At 57.3% G+C, this 16,422-nt stretch carries 10 protein-coding genes; 8 read left to right on the forward strand and 2 right to left on the reverse strand.

Translation table 11 applies throughout. From position 1 onward, the window contains the following. Positions 1–10: 10 nt before the first annotated feature. Positions 11–1,525 (reverse strand): DUF4403 family protein, encoded by a 1,515-nt coding sequence (locus AC0V6V_RS14055; RefSeq protein ID WP_486165937.1) that lies wholly within the window; start codon positions 1,523–1,525, stop codon positions 11–13. A 292-nt stretch (positions 1,526–1,817) separates the two neighbouring features. Here AC0V6V_RS14055 and AC0V6V_RS14060 point away from each other — a divergent pair, with 292 nt between their 5' ends. From AC0V6V_RS14060 to AC0V6V_RS14095, 8 genes are all read left to right on the forward strand, one after another. Then, entirely contained in the window at positions 1,818–2,819 is a 1,002-nt protein-coding gene (locus tag AC0V6V_RS14060; RefSeq protein WP_486165938.1) for a hypothetical protein, read from the forward strand. A gap of 24 nt (positions 2,820–2,843) precedes the next feature. Further along, entirely contained in the window at positions 2,844–3,320 is a 477-nt protein-coding gene (locus AC0V6V_RS14065; protein ID WP_486165939.1) for a hypothetical protein, read from the forward strand. Positions 3,321–3,391: 71 nt separating this feature from the next. Then, complete coding sequence (locus tag AC0V6V_RS14070) at positions 3,392–4,459, forward strand: hypothetical protein (protein ID WP_486165940.1); 1,068 nt, start codon at positions 3,392–3,394, stop codon at positions 4,457–4,459. A 59-nt stretch (positions 4,460–4,518) separates the two neighbouring features. Further along, the gene (locus AC0V6V_RS14075; RefSeq protein WP_486165941.1) at positions 4,519–9,681 is read left to right on the forward strand and encodes a hypothetical protein; all 5,163 of its coding nucleotides are present in this window, start codon (positions 4,519–4,521) and stop codon (positions 9,679–9,681) included. A gap of 5 nt (positions 9,682–9,686) precedes the next feature. Further along, entirely contained in the window at positions 9,687–11,861 is a 2,175-nt protein-coding gene (locus tag AC0V6V_RS14080; protein ID WP_486166111.1) for a DUF11 domain-containing protein, read from the forward strand. Positions 11,862–11,931: 70 nt separating this feature from the next. Further along, entirely contained in the window at positions 11,932–12,699 is a 768-nt protein-coding gene (gene otsB / locus AC0V6V_RS14085; protein ID WP_486166384.1) for a trehalose-phosphatase, read from the forward strand. After that, on the forward strand, positions 12,696–14,510 hold the full coding sequence (locus AC0V6V_RS14090; RefSeq protein ID WP_486165943.1) for a glycoside hydrolase family 15 protein: 1,815 nt from the start codon (positions 12,696–12,698) through the stop codon (positions 14,508–14,510). The genes otsB and AC0V6V_RS14090 overlap by 4 nt, the downstream gene beginning before the upstream one ends. A 44-nt stretch (positions 14,511–14,554) precedes the next feature. Then, entirely contained in the window at positions 14,555–15,919 is a 1,365-nt protein-coding gene (locus AC0V6V_RS14095) for an alpha,alpha-trehalose-phosphate synthase (UDP-forming) (RefSeq protein WP_486166385.1), read from the forward strand. A gap of 15 nt (positions 15,920–15,934) precedes the next feature. Here AC0V6V_RS14095 and AC0V6V_RS14100 read toward each other — a convergent pair whose 3' ends face one another. Beyond that, positions 15,935–16,393 carry a response regulator gene (locus AC0V6V_RS14100; RefSeq protein WP_486165945.1) on the reverse strand — a complete coding sequence of 153 codons (459 nt, stop codon included), beginning with the start codon at positions 16,391–16,393 and terminating at the stop codon, positions 15,935–15,937. Positions 16,394–16,422: the final 29 nt, after the last annotated feature.

Raw genomic sequence — 16,422 nt, forward strand, 5'->3', positions numbered from 1 at the left:
TCTAAGATCGCTACTGCGATACGAGTGTACTAGTTACCGAACCAGAAGCGGTCACGGGCATAAATAGACCCTCGGCAGTGGGTATGATTTGGCCGTGTGACAGGTCCGAGATATCAAACGACAGGTTGAAATCACCAGCCTTAATCGACCTCACGCCATCCTTAGCTTTTCCAATCACTAAATTGTAATCATTGCTAAAGTCTTCAACCAGAGATCGCTCTATCTCTTGTTTTACATCCTCGCTGGCCATGATCCGGACCAACAAATCTCCGACTGCGGTGTCCATGTCGCCAAACACTTGTAGGTCTTCGATCCTCACGACCTGGCTGTTTGGTTCACTCAATGGCAATCCAGTCAACCAAATGGTCCCTTTTGCTCGTCCCCAAATTCGGTCCGTCAAATTGCCAATGGGTTCAACCTGAGCCTCGATCCCAACTGCCAACCGGCCGCCTTCGGCCGCATATAGTGTGACATTCTCGAACTCGAGATCGAGCCTGCCGAGTTCTTCTTTTGCGATGCCGCGTTCAGCCACTCGTTTGAGCGCGCGCAAAAGAACCGGTTCAAGCTGATCGTAATTGGCGAGCACAGGCAGGGTGACCTCAAAACCCGTATCGCGCGTGATGCCAGCATTGCTGCCCAGATTTTTCGGTTCAGGCACTGCTGGCTTGTCGCCAACGAAAATACCGAGCTTTGCGCGCAGCATTGCCTGAGCGGTAACACGGCGAGCGGATACCTGAAGATTGCCCGTTCCGATCGCTGTCGGGTTGAGCTGCATCCAAACTGGCGGATTGTCAGCATTCAGCGAGAGGGTTGTGAAACCTTGCTTCCAGAGCTGGTCCACTTGTGGACGCAGATTGAGCGCTGACAGTTCACGCTCAAGCGTTTTCTCTGCTTTGGCCAGAATTGGTGCCAGTTCGGCATTGGCGCGCCGGGTGAAACGGATGCGTTGCCCCAGAACATCGATACCGGGTTCCTTGGACCACTGGTAAGAAACGCGAACATCAGGCTTTAAGCGCCAATTCTGCGCAATTCCGACCTGCGCTGTCAGCCTAACATTGGCTGCGGCCGTCGCGGTCTCACGCTTGATGATCCCACCGACATCGCGTGCCTGTATCTCAGCTGAGACAGGGAAACTGACGCTCAGTGCGTTGCCTCGCCCGGACAGGCGCATCGGTCCGCGCTGAATTTGTCCAACCAGCTGGCAGCTGATTTTTGGGGTTCGCCCGATCTCCCGACCAAGCACTCGGATCGTTTCGCGCGGAATGCACTCCTCGATCTGCTCATCAATCGAGTAGAGTGTGCGCGGCACCTCACGCTCCAGGGAGTGGCGGATCGTCTCCAACGGAACACCGAGTTCAGTGACCAGTACGGATTCTTCGGTCGGATATTGCGCCGCAGGTTCCATCCGGGCCGGGGCAGGGGCATCGACGATCCGAATGTGGAACCAGATCAGATAGGCGGCAACAACGCCAATCAAAGCCGCAATCAAAGCAAACGAAACCAAGAGTTTATGCTTGGTTTGCATGCTTCCAGCCCGGCCCAAGAGCGATTGAGTGTCTGCGGTCCCCATGTTCAGCGATCGTAAGCGGTTTGAGCGGCCAAAGCCAATCATGGCGTTAGTCTCGCGGGAAAAGTCGCGCAAACGTCAGATATCAAGCGAGTTTTGGTAAATTCTGAGTGAAGATCTGGCCAAAAGCGCTGAACGCCGGATTAACCGCGTCGCTAAAGTGTTAAATCTTGTTTCAAATGGCAGGAATCCGCGGTTTTTCGCCAACTCCAAACAGTTCGTTAACCATTACTGCGTATTTGTTCTACGTATGAATACACAGAACCCATTTAAGTCCGCATTGGCTAACACGTTCGCCTCGGCTCTCGCCCTAGGTGCCTTTTCACTCGTTGCAGTGGCTCCGGCGCATGCCGCCGGGGTCGATGCAGGTACGCTGATTGAGAACACCGCGACGGCGACCTACGAGGACGGGAATGGTCCGCAAACGGTCGACTCCAACACCGTTACGGTGCTGGTTGACGAACTGCTCGATGTGACTGTCACCTCGCTGGACTCTGGTCCGGTAGGCACCACGCCTGGTGATGCAGTGCTCACGTTCGAGCTTACCAATCAGGGCAATGGCCCAGAGGCGTTTGAGCTGACCGCTGATCCAGCGGTTGCTGGTAACGACTTCGATACGACGGTTGATGGCATTGCGGTCGATACGAACGGCAACGGCACATACGATCCGGGTGTCGATCAAATCCTGACAGGTCCAGAAACGACCGCAGTGCTCAATGCAGACGACACGCTGACAGTTTTCGTACTGGTCACCGTGCCTGCTGGCGCGACCGATACGGAAGAGAGCGACGTTGAGCTGACAGCGGAAGCGGTCACTGGAACGGGCGCGCCGGGAACCAGCTTCTCTGGACAAGGTGTAAGCGGCGGTGATGCGATCGTTGGCAGCACTGGTGCCGATGCAACCGCAACGGGTTCACTGCTGGTTGGGATCACAACAGTCGATCTCGTCAAGTCTGCGACCATCGTCGATCCATTCGGCGGCACCAGCGCGGTTCCAGGCTCAGTCGTGACTTTCACCATCTCCGCTGAAGTCGCAGGCAGCGGCTCTGTTGACGATCTGACAGTCACCGATGCCTTCCCGACCGACACGACTTACGTGGCCGGATCTCTCACATTGGCGGGCAGCACTTTGACCGATGCCAGCGGAGATGACGCGGGCGAGGCCAGCGCAACCGGCATCAGCGTCGATCTGGGCACAGTCGCCGGCGGCACTACCCAGGCAATCACTTTCGATGTCACCATCGATCAATAAGAAAATAGACAAAGGTCTGATAAAATGAAACTTCTTGGACAAATTTGCGCGGCTCTAATGGTTGTTGCCATCCCAGCCGCTCCGGCAATCGCTCAAGGCAACCCAATTGTCTTGTCTGGTGACGTTATGGCTGTGAAGACCAGCACTGACGCTGCTGGAAATGAGCAGACCGAATTGGTCGAGCCAAATGTTATCGTACCGGGTGATCGTCTGATCTTCGGCACCGATTACAACAATTCTGGCTCTGAAACGGTGACTGACTTTGTCGTCACTAACCCACTTCCAGGCGCCGTTGCGCTGGCATCTGATGCCGACGCTGAGCTGACTGTGTCAGTTGACGGCGGCAATACTTGGGGAGTGCTGAGCTCTTTGACCGTGACGGGCGAGGACGGCGCAAGCCGCGCTGCGCAGCACGGCGATGTCACACATGTTCGATGGACGCTTTCCTCGGTTGCACCGGGTGAAACAGGTCGTCTCGAATATCCAGCAATCATTCGCTGAACAGCGAGCGATAACCGCCAAGCCTTGCGGGCGGAATTCATGACGCAGGGCACACGCAGAGGAATATTAAAATGAGACCTTCAACCCAATGGTTGGGCACAGTGAGCGCTGCCGCGCTCATCGTCATGTCCAGCACGCCAGCGATGGCTGTGGGAACGAATGCTGGTGACTCTATCACCAACAACGTTTCCGTAGCTTATCAAGTTGGCGGCGTAGATCAAACTGAAGAAACAGCGTCGGATACTTTCACCGTTGACCGCAGGGTCGACGTGGTCGTTGATTTCACTGGTGCCGGCAATACATCGGTATCCCCAGGTGAACAAAATGCCGTACTTGCGTTCGAAGTAACCAACCTTTCGAACGACACGATCGATCTCGATCTTACGACTGCGCTGAATTCGGGCACAGCCGCGAACATCGCCAATTTCGAGATATACATCGACGCGGACAATGACGGTGTTTTGGATGCTGCTGAGCTTACAGCTGGCCCGGTAACCTTCCTTGACGAAGTTGTTGAGGACGAAACCGTCGCAGTTCTCGTCGTTGCCGACATTGGTCTGGGCGCAGTTGATGGCAATACATTCGATGTCGTCCTGACTGCTGATGCACACGCGGCTTCGGGTACTGCAGGTTCGCTCGGTGCTGAGCTGACAGCAACACCAGGCGGAAACACCAGCGGTGTAGACACGGTTCTGGCTGACGGCGCTGGTACAACCGATAGCGCCAACCAAGGTGACTTCTCGGATCTTGGTACATATGAAGTGGCCGCTGCTGCTGTGACTGTTGCGAAGACCAGCGCGATCATCAGCGATCCAGTCAACAACACGACCAATCCGAAAGCCATCCCGGGTGCAATCATTGAATATTGCATCACCGTGGCGAACGGTGCAGGCGCGGCGACTGCCACCAGCGTTAACGTGAACGACTTGCTGCCAGGCGATGTGACGTTTGTCCCAGCGTTCGGCATCTTCGTTGACGGCGATGCGGCCTGTGCCAACGGTACGAACGGCGTCCCAGGCGGCGACGCTTCGTTTAGCGCGGGCTCTGGTCCAAGCGGCGAAGACGAAGTCTCTGGCACGTTGAGCGATATCGCAGCTGGCCAAACGCGCTCGCTCTATTTCCGCGTCGAAATCGACTGATAGAGCGGACTTAGACTTTGCGTGTAGCCCTTTCTCTAAGCCGACTGGCAGCAGCACTTATGTTAGTGCTGCTGCCTTTCGTCGTGCTTGGAGAGGGGGCACGCGCGCAGTCTGCCACCACCACTACCAATACAATTACCAATATTGCCGAGGCGACTTGGCAGTTTAATGGCACTCCGGCGAGCACCAGCTCAAACGAAGTAACCATTGAGGTAACGCAGGCACCGCCTGAAATTCGTGCTCTTCGTTCTGCGCCAAGCGGCGTGGTTGACCTCTCTTTCCAGGCGCCACTTTGCAATGTCGCTGGTCAAGGGGTGCAAGGCATTGGCGGTCCTAACCAAACTACGGTCCAAATTACCGGCGCAGAGCCCACAAGTGTGCTGCGCCCGGGCCAAGATTTGCTGTTTGAGGTTCAAGCAGCGGCTGGAAACGTCGATTCTGACGCGATTGACAGCCTAAATGTCGTGATCACCACCAGCTCTGGCGACAGAGAGACCGAAACAATCTTCGAAACTGGCGCAAATACGGGTATTTTCGTCGGTCAAATCCCAACACGCCGGGCTCCGCCTGCTGCTGTTCAAGGCGATTGCCGCCTGAGCATTGCTGATGGTGAGACGATCCAGATTGCTGCTTCATTGGTCGGGCAAGACGATATTATCGTTCAAACCGATGTTGAGGTTCTGGCTGATCCATTTGGCGTCGTGTTCGATAGTGAGACCGGTGAGCCTGTTGATGGTGCGGTCGTCACTTTGGTTGATGATGCGACCGGTTCGCCAGCGATAGTGTTTGCCGAAGATGGTGTAACCCCTTGGCCTTCAACGGTAATTTCTGGGCGGCCAATTACTGATGGCGCTGGCAATGTGTTCACAGTTGGGCCAGGCGAATACTGGTTCCCGCTTACATCGCTGGGTCGTTATCGCCTGATTATAGAGCCGCCGGAGCCTTATACCGCGCCTTCTGTGGTCTCGCGCGACGCGCTTGCGCAGCTGACTCGGCCCGATGGCCGTGAATTTGTCATTCAGGACGGCTCATTTGGTGGGTCGTTTGAACTGGTTGATCCAACCCCGGTTCAAATCGACATTCCGCTTGATCGCCCAAGCCTCGACATAGGCCTCACCAAAACGGCCTCGCGTGAGCGCGTGCAGCCGGGCGATGTTGTGTTTTACACGCTGACGGCGACGAACCCAGATCCCGCGCGAGTTAAGCGCGAAGTTACTCTGAGTGATATCGCGTCATCGTCGCTGCGTTTTCGTGCGGATAGCGTCCGAATTGATGGCGCTGAAGATCCCGATGCGGTGACATTCGCACCTGATGGCAGCGCCTTGTCGATTGCCCTCGGCGATATTGCCGCAGGTGGATCGCGCCGTGTCACATATGCGATGGTTGTCCGCGCAGACGCGTCTCCAGGACGCGCTGCGAACAATGCGCAAACTATTGATTCACTTGGCCGAATTGCACGGGCAAGCGCCGTTATTGACATTGAGCGCGACGGCATTGCCGACCGCATGACGATCATTGGCCGCATCACCGCTGGGCCATGTTCGCTGCGCAATCCGCGCCGCGGCATTCCAGGCGTACGCGTCATGCTCGTAGATGGCAGCTTCGCAATCACGGATGCCGATGGCCGCTATCACTTTGAAGGCGTCGTACCAGGCACGCACGTGGTCCAAGCCTCGCGCATGACTCTGCCTGAGGGTGCACGTTTCGTGGATTGTCATCGTTCAACCCGCAGCGCGGGCAGTGCCAATTCACGCTTCATCATCGGCCAGGGCGGCAGCCTGATGGTCGCAGATTTCCACGCGATCGTGCCTGAAGGCGCGCTCGAACCGATTGCACCTTTGGCTGAAACCACGCCGGAGGGCGCAATCGCACGCGAAATTGACGCTCAGGCAGCTCCTACGGCCACGCCAGCTCAGCTTACCGGCGGCGAAGACGTTCTTGGCGGCGGCGGCGCTCTGCGGGCAGAACGTCCGACGCTCGGCGCTGTCCAAGAGCAAAGCGCACCAGCGCCTTCACCAACAACCGATTGGATTGCCTTGGGCGATGGTCCAGACGGCTGGTTGACCCCAGAAGTAGACCACAACCCGCGTGCGCCCGCCATTCGCGTGGCGATCCGCCACCGTAAGGGGCAGAAGATTGTTCTGCGCGTTGATGGCGAGCCGGTAAACCCGCTCACTTTTGATGGCACCAAGAAGCCTCAGCGCGGCAAGTTTGCCGTCAGCACCTGGCGCGGCGTCCCATTGGACGGCGAGCGCACGGTGTTGGAAGCGGATGTGATCAATTCCTTTGGCGAGATCAATGAAACGATCACCCGCGAGGTGTTCTTCACAACCTCACCTGCAAAAGTCGAGCTCGTACCAGAACAATCGAACCTGATTGCTGATGGCCGGACCCGTCCTGTCGTCGCGGTGCGTGTGCTTGATCGCAACAACCGTCCGCTGCGCGAAGGCGTCTCGGGCGAATTCATGCTGAACGCCCCTTACGAGAGCGCAGAGCAGATTGATCGTCAGCAATTGAACCAGCTTACAGGTCTTGCACCAAGCTCAGCTCGTTGGGTTGTTAAGGGCAGCGATGGCATTGCGCACATCGAACTGGCACCGACCATGGTGTCCGGTTCGCTGCGTTTGGACTTCCGCTTTGATGATGGCGACATTGTTCGCACTCAGGAACTCGAAGCATGGATTGAGCCGGGCGATATCGAATGGACCATCATCGGTCTTGCTGAGGGCACTGTTGGCGCGAAAAGCGTTGCTGATAACATGGAGCGCGCGGGCAACTTCGCCAGCGATCTGGGCGATGATGCGCGCGTTGCGCTTTATGCCAAGGGCAGGGTGCTGGGTCGGTACCTGCTGACGCTGGCCTATGACAGCGCGAAACAACGCGAAGATCAGCGCGTGCTCGGCGCAATTGATCCGCAGGCTTATTACACAGTTTTCGCCGATGGCTCGAGCCGCCGGTTTGACGCGGCTAGCCGTGAAAACCTCTATGTCCGCATCGAGAGCTCAACATTCTACGCGCTGTACGGCGATTTTGAAACGGGCTTTGATCAGACTCAGCTTGCACGCTACAATCGCACGGCAACTGGCCTGAAGGGCGAGGCTCGCTTTGGCCAGGTGAAGGCGCAAGCCTTTGCCGCAGAGATTTCAACCCGCCTTCGCCGTGATGAAATTCAGGGCCAGGGCATCAGCGGTCCATACCGCCTGTCGAGCCGTAGCATCCTCGCCAACAGCGAGCGTGTTACACTTGAGGTTCGCGATAGGTTCCGCTCTGAACTGGTTGTTTCTTCGAGAGAATTGTCTCGATTTATCGATTATGACATCGATCTGCTGTCGGGAACGATCACCTTCTCTGAGCCAGTGCTCAGCCGTGATTTTAACCTAAATCCACAGTTCATTGTAATTAATTACGAAATTGATGGCTTGGGTGAAGGCGAACTTAATGCTGGCGTCCGTGTCGACTGGACGAGCAAGAGCGGCAACCTTCGTATCGGCGCCAGCGCGATCACCGACAAAGGCGAGGGCGCTCGCACCAATCTGGGCGCAATCGATCTGCGCGCTCAGCTGGATGAAAACACCGAACTGCGCGCTGAGCTTGGTCTGAGCCGCACTGAGGGCACAACCTCCAATGGTTGGTTGGTTGAGGCTCAGCACCAAACTGGCAAGCTCGACTTGCTGGCCTACGCCCGCTCGCTCGACGCCGATTACGGTGTTGGTCAGCAGAACGGCGCAGAGCAAGGTCGCCGCAAGTTTGGCGTCGATGGCCGTCTGCTGATTAGCGACGACCTCAATCTGGTCGCCAGCGTTTGGCAAGATGACAGCCTGACCGACGACAGCCGCCGCCGTGCCGCTCAGCTGCAATTGGGCTACACCACGCAGAACACCGACCTCACCGTAGGCCTGGCGCATTTCAACGATCGTCTGGCCGATGGCACGCGCAACAAGTCGACTGTGGTCGAAGGCGGCATCAGCCAGCGTTTCCTCGACAACAAGCTGGAACTCAGCGCGACCAGTGCCATTGCTCTGGACGCGACAGAGAGCGTTGATCTGCCGACCCGTCATCGGTTTGGCGCTCGCTATGCCATCACAAACGATATTCGTCTGGTCGGTCAGTATGAGATCGCCAATGGCGAGAACATCAATGCCCGCACTGTTCGCGGCGGCATCGAAGTGACCCCATGGCAGGGCGCGCAAGTCGTTACGACGCTGGGCCAGCAAAGCATTGGCGAGTTCGGCAATCGCAGCTTCGCAGCCTTTGGCCTGTCGCAATCTCTCCAAGTCAGCCCGGCGCTGACGCTGGATGCGACAATCGACGGCAGCCGCACGCTGAATGGCGAACCGGCCGCGATCAATGTGATCAACGCTGATCAACCTGTTGCAAGCGGCGGCCAGCTGACGGGCAATTCTCAGTTTGAAGACTTCACCGCGGTTACTCTTGGCGCTGCATGGCGCAAGGATCGCTGGAGTGCGACCGCTCGCGGCGAATACCGCGATGGCGAGTTTGCTGAGCGTAAAGGCCTTACCGTTGGCGCGATCCGTCAGTTGGGCCAAGGCAGCATCGTCGGCTCCGGCGCGACATGGACCGAAGCGACCGCTGAAAACGGCGCGACCACAGAGATTTTTGACGCAAGCCTCGCTTTTGCGCACCGTCCGGACTCTTCCGAATTCGCGACCTTGGGCAAGCTTGAATATCGCAGTGACACCGTTCGCGGAGCAATCGCTGGCGAAGCGGGCGCTGCTGGCCGCACGGCTCTGACCGTGACCGGCGATGCGCGCTCGCGCCGCTTGGTAGCAAGCGTCTCGACCAATTGGTCACCAAGCGATTGGGACCGCGATGACAATGGCAATCTGCGCCAGACCCGCCGCGATGAGCTGTCGCTGTTTGTTGGCGGCCGTTACAATCTCGACCGTTTCGAAGGCACAGAATTTTCTGGGACAAGTGTATTGGCCGGGCTTGATGCGCGCGTCGGTATCGGCGAGCGGTTTGAGATCGGTGCAACCACCACTGTTCGCGCAAACCTGGAAGATAATGTCACCAGCTTCTCATATGGCCCGCACATCGGTTTCGTCCCGGCGGACGGCATGTTGCTGACCGTGGGTTACAATGTCGAAGGCTTCCGCGACGAGGACTTCTCGGCAGCGCGCAACACCGATAAAGGCGTGTTTGCTTCGATCAGAGTAAAGTTCGACACCGACACATTCAGCTTCTTGGGGCTGGGTCGTTGAGCGCTGTGGCAACCTATTATGCCCGCGCGCAGCTCGCTCTGTTTGCGCTGATAGCGGCGGTATTCGCGCTTATGCCGAGCGTTGCCAATGCACAGACGGCAACCGTTGATTGGGCCGACGCTGGACTGCCAAGTCTTGATACGTTGCCCCAGGGGACCACGGTTGTGGCTGCGGCTGATGGGACAACGGCGACGGTGAACTGGTCGCTCCAAACCGTAGGGGGAGGTGCTGTCACCCCTGCGTTTGCGAATGACTTTGTAGCCTATTTTTCGGGACAAGCCGGCAATGGGCAATCTCCCCTGTTTATGGGGATTAACAATACGTCGTACGATCCCAACGACAAAATCACTGTGACTATCACCCTGAGCCGTGCAGTCTCTGATCTGAATTTTGCCCTTAGCGACGTCGATTTTGGCAATTATACCGATGCGGTTGAGGTCTATTTTGATGACGATTTGACGGGTGGGTTTACAAACGCCGCAACGAACAACGCCTTTTGGTCAATTGGATCGGCGGTAACGCGCACCAACGACGCGACTGTCAATGGTTGGATCGGCAATACTGGTTCAGACCAATTCACAACTGACGGAGATGTAGCTTTTGACTTTGGTTCTCAGCAAGTTCGGCGCATCCAGATTGTCTATTTTAGTTACACGGGAACCGGTGATCCTGGGAACCAGTGGACAACAATCTCGGACCTCTCGTTCGCTGCACAAACAGCGGACCTGTCGCTTACCAAAACCTTGCTCGGTTCACCGCCCAGCACCGGCGGTTTCGTGACGTGGCAACTGACCGCGACCAATTCGAGCGCTTCTGATACAACCGCCAGCGGGATCATTGTTGACGATACATTCCCGGCAAGTTTTACCTTCGATGGCTCTAGCGGCGACGGCAGCTTTAACCCTGGGACGGGTGAGTGGACCGTCGGTACTTTGGCTCCCGGCGCCAGCGCGACGATCAACATTCAGGGTTTCATTTCTGCCGCTGCGGGAAGTACGGTTACCAACACTGCAGAGATCATCGCGAGCAGCGTGCCCGACCCAGATTCAACCGTAGATAACGGAGTGACGAGCGAAGACGACTTCGCCTCCGAAAGCTTTGTGGTCGCGGCCAATCCACCCAGCACGCCGCCTGTCTTGGCCTGCCCTGCGGGCCAGTCAGTCTTCGATTGGGATGCGGTTGCGTGGGCAGCGGGCAGCCTCAACAACAGCTATCAACTGAGCACCTGGGGAACGATTGAATTCGATATCGTTTCCAGTGCAAACCTGACCAGTCGGGCATCATTTGGCGGCCAAACACCAATCCTGACGACGGCAGTCTCTGGCGGCCTCAGCCCAGCTCAAGATGCTCTCGCCTTCAACACCAACAACGCTAACCGCGACCAGGAAGTTGTCACCACGGTTACCTTGCCGCGCGTGGTGACCGGGGCGCAGTTCACCGTCTTTGATATTGACCAGTCATCCAGTTTTCAGGACCGCGTTACGGTATTCGGCCTGTTGAATGGGGTGGTGGTGAATGCGGTGCTGACCAGTGGCAACGCGAATACGATCAGTGGCCCTTCCTTGATTGGTAGCGGCGGAGCAGGCGACACCACGAACAACGGTGATGGTACGTTCACCTTCCTCGATCCGATTGACACTATTGTGATCGAATACGGCAACGGCCCCGGTGCGCCGGCCAATCCCGGGAACCAGAGCATCGCGATCCATGATTTCACCTTCTGTACGCCAGAATTGCCCAACATCTCGGTGACTAAGATCAGTTCGGTCATTTCCGATCCGGTGAACGGTACCACCAATCCCAAGGCAATTCCCGGCGCTTTGGTCGAGTATCTGATTACGGTATCGAACACCGGCCCAGGCGCGACCGACGCGGACAGCGTTGTCGTGACCGATGATGGTCCGGCGGATGCGAAAATGTGTTTGATTTCAGAGGCGAGTGGACCAGTTATCTTTGCTGAGCCGGGCGCGAGCACTGGTCTGACATACAGCTTTGCCAGCATTGGATCGGGAACGGACGACCTCGAATTCTCCGACACCAACGGCAGCAATTTTGGCTACAGTCCAGTCGCGGATACGGACGGCTGCGACAGCGCGGTAACTGACTTCCGCTTGAGCCCTAGCGGCGCAATGGCGGGCAACAGCACATTTACGCTGCGCGTCCGCTATATCGTCGAATAAGAGCGGCAGGTTCTTGGCCGTGCATACGTAATGCGCTGCCTGCCCGATTGACCTGACACAGCGAGGGTATATGTCGCTCGTAATGGCCGCGACCCCTGACCTCTCCGATCCGCCATCCCTTGCTTCTTTGGCCGCGGGCGGAGCAGTCTCGCTTTTCCTCGATTTTGACGGAACACTGGTTGATCTGGCTTCAAAACCTGATGCAATCTCGGTGCCAGAGGGGCTGGGGCAGGGTCTGTCCGAACTCGCCCGCCAATTGGAACAACGCTGCGCTCTCGTTAGCGGCCGATCGATAGCGGAACTCCAGCAATACATCGGCTCAGCGTCGCTGGCCTATGCAGGGTCTCACGGTGCGGAAATGCTGGATGCTGATGGCGCATTGTTGCGGGCACAAGATCACGGCCTTCCCAGCGCTATTGAGGCAGCCTTGAAAGCCTTCGCTGATGAGCATGATGTCGCATATGAAGAGAAGCCGCATGGCGGCGCACTCCATTATCGCAGCGCGCCCGAAAAGGCGGATCTCGTGCATGGTTTTGCCGAACAGCTGGCCGCTGAGCATGGCTGGCGCGCGCAAAGCGGCAAATGCGTGGCAGAGCTCGTCTCCCACGGAGCAAGTAAGGGCGAGGCGGTGCTCGCATTCATGCAAACACCGACCTTTGCCGGATCACGGCCCGTCTTTATCGGCGATGATTTGACCGATGAGGCCGGGTTCGAAGCCTGCCAGAGCCTCGGCGGGATTGGGATTGTCGTCGGCGAGCGAGCAACAAACGGAGCAGAAACTATGGCGCAATTCGCTTTGCCAGACGTGGCGTCTGTGCATGATTGGCTTGGACTATGAATAACCCCATTGTGCACGTTCCCAACCTCGAGCTTTGGCCAATTGGCAATTGCCAAGTTTCCGGCCTTGTCGACAAAACCGGAGCATTGGTGTGGGGCTGCGTGCCGCGCGTTGACGGCGATCCAGTTTTCTCCGCTCTGCTCAATGGTGATCAGCGCGATGCCGGGATCTGGCGCTTCGAGCTGGAAGGGCAGGTTAGCTCGTCGCAGGAATACATTCGCAATACGCCAAATCTCGTCACGACTTTGACGGCGGATGATGGCAGCGCGGTCGAAATTCTCGATTTCTGCCCTCGTTTTGAGCGGTCGGGACGAATGTACCGGCCGGTTGCCTATGTCAGGATCGTCCGCCCCATCGCGGGAACGCCGCGGATCAAAGTCGTGCTCAACCCGACCAAGAATTACGGCGCGGAGCTGGCCGAGACCACCCATGGCACCAACCACATCCGCTATATCGCGGATAAGCAGTCGCTGCGTTTGTCGACCGATGCGGCGGTTGGATACATTCAGGAAGGCCGCGCCTTTCGCGTTGAAGCGGACACGCATTTCTTTCTTGGGCCAGACGAGCCCTTCGTCGGGAACCTGCGCGAAGCCGTCCGCTCCATGGAGCAAAAGACGCGCAAATATTGGCAGCATTGGACGCGCGGTCTGCACATTCCATTGGAATGGCAAGACGAGGTCATCCGCTGCGCGATCACGCTGAAACTGTGCCAGCATGAAGAAACCGGCGCGATTGTCGCTGCGCTGACGACGTCTATCCCAGAGGCGGCCAATACGGAGCGCAATTGGGATTATCGCTACTGCTGGATCCGCGATTCCTATTATACTGTGCAAGCGCTAAACCGATTGGGCGCGCTCGATGTGCTGGAGAAATATCTCGCTTATCTGCGCAACATCGTGGACGGCGCGAAGGGCGGTCAGATCCAGCCGCTCTATTCGGTGATGGGGCAAAGCGAGCTCGATGAAACCACCGCCGCGCATCTGGCCGGCTATCGCTCTATGGGGCCAGTGCGGCGCGGGAACGCGGCCTACAAACAGATCCAGCACGATTGCTATGGCCAAATTGTTTTGCCGACGGTCCAAGCGTTTTTCGACCGGCGCTTGCTGCGCACAGCCAAAACCGAAGACTTCGAGGCGCTCGAAGAAGTCGGTGAAATGGCGTGGAAGATGCACGATCAACCCGACGCGGGCCTGTGGGAATTCCGCACCCGGCAAGAGGTTCACACTTATTCGGCGATCATGTGTTGGGCGGCTTGCGACAGGCTTGCGAATGTCGCGGAGCGGATCGGTCAGAGTGATCGCCGCGCCTATTGGCAAGAACGCGCAGACGCCATTCGCGCGCGCATTGAGAAAGATGCTTGGAAAGAGGGTCAAGGCGATCAAGGCGGCCATTACGGCGCGAGCTTTGAGAGTGATTACCTCGACGCGAGCCTCCTTCAAATGGTGGAGCTGCGCTTCCTTTCGCCTGACAATGAGCGTTTTCAATCGACCTTCGCCGCCATCGAGCGTGATCTGCGCCGGGGCGATCACATGCTGCGCTATGCTGCAGAGGATGACTTCGGCGCGCCAGAGACCGCGTTTAACGTCTGCACATTTTGGCTGATCGAGGCCCTGCATTTGGCGGGGCGCGATGCCGAAGCGCGCACTTTGTTCGACACCATGCTAAGCCACACTACGCAAAGCGGCCTGCTATCCGAAGACTTGGATTACGAAACTGGCGAACTGTGGGGGAACTTCCCGCAGACCTACTCGCTAGTAGGGGTAATCAATTGTGCCGGACTGTTGTCCAAATCTTGGAGTGAAGTGCGATAACCCGCCCAAAAAACAAACTCGTCGTCATTTCCAATCGTGTGGCCGTGCCCAAGGCGCGGGGCGCGGCTGGCGCTCAAGGTGGGCTGGCGGGCGCTCTCAACGCGGCTCTTAAAGAGAACGGCGGATTATGGTTTGGCTGGTCGGGCCAGGAAAGCGAAGATCGCACCGGCAATATGAATATCCAGCGCGGCGATGGCGTGACCACCGCGACGATCGATTTGTCCAAGCGCGACGTTGATGAATATTACAACGGATACGCGAATTCGACGCTGTGGCCGCTGTTTCACTACCGGATCGATCTCACTGAGTATGAAAGCAAAACCGGCAAAGGGTATGAGCGCGTCAATGACCGCTTTGCCGATAGTGTGCTGCCTCTAATCGAGGAAGATGACCTCGTTTGGGTGCACGATTATCACCTCATCCCTTTGGGAGAGCGACTACGCGAACGCGGCGTCAAAAACCGCATTGGTTTCTTTCTGCATATCCCTTGGCCGCCCACCCGGCTTCTGACCTCGCTGCCATTTCATGAGCGGTTGGTGCGGACCTTGCTCGACTATGATTTGATCGGCTTTCAAACTGAAGAATGGCTTGGAAGCTTCCTGCACTATTGCGAAAACGAGCTTGGCGCTGAGGTTGATGAAACGACTGGCCGCATCGCCTTTGAAGGCCGAGAGACGCGGGCTAAGGCCTACCCGATCGGGATCGACTGGGACCATTTCCAAAGTCAGGGCGCGAATGAAGAGGCGAAGGCCGCTGAGCAGCGCTTCCTCGCTTCAACCCGTAATCGGACCGCGATGATCGGTGTTGATAGGCTCGATTATTCCAAAGGCCTGCCAGAACGTATCGACGGCATTGGGCGGTTTTTCGACCAGCATCCCGAGCGTACCCGTGATTTGGTGTTTATCCAGATCGCTCCACCGAGCCGCGAAGATGTTGATAGCTATCAGCAAATTCGCGCGGAGCTGGAGCAGAAGACCGGGCAGATCAACGGCGCGCGAAGCGAGGTGGATCTCGTCCCGATCCGCTATGTGAACCGGGGGTACAGCCATGCGGAACTGTACGGCTTTTTCCGGGCATCGAAGATCGGCTTGGTGACCCCGCTGCGCGATGGGATGAACTTGGTGGCGAAGGAATATGTCGCTGCGCAAGACCCGGACGATCCCGGCGTGCTGCTGCTGTCCGATTTTGCTGGCGCGGCTCAGCAACTTGGTTGTGACGGGAAGGGGGCCGTCTTGGTCAACCCGCACAGCCCTGACGATCTGGCGCGCGCGATCAACCTTGCGCTCGACATGCCTTTGGCTGAACGCAAGAGCCGTTTCGAAGCGATGCTCCCAACGGTGCGCGATGACAATATTCAGGAATGGACGCTGGATTTCTGTGGCGATCTGGCAGACCCAAACGCTAAGTAAATCGGGCAGATCGAGTTAGATCGCGCGCCGCACTGCCATGCTTGGGTCGGGCCCCCAGCCAGAGCTTTGTTCGAGATAGGTTCGAAGGTCGGTATGCCCCCGGCCAGCGCGCAGCTGGATTAGGCGATCGATGCGACCCGTCAGCTTCTTTGGTTCAAACGGCTTGCGAATGTAGTCTTGTGCGCCGGCGTAAATTGCTTGTTCCTCGTCGCGCACTCCGCTCATGGCGGTGAACATGATCACTGGCAGATCATAGAGTGAGGCAGAGCTACGGATCTTTCGCAGCAAGGTAGAGCCTGACATGCCTGGCATGTTTTGATCGAGCAGAAGAACGTCGGGGCGCCTTTTTTGTAAAAGGCCCCATGCGTCTACGCCGTTAGTCACCCACCCACAGGCGTGCCCAGCGTCAATGAGCGCTTCTGAAGCGAGGCCTGCGACGATTTCATCGTCATCGGCGATAAGGACATAAGCCATCGTGTATTCCGTTTTGTCATCTCTCCCCG

The sequence above is a fragment of the Erythrobacter sp. S249 genome, from assembly GCF_057364975.1.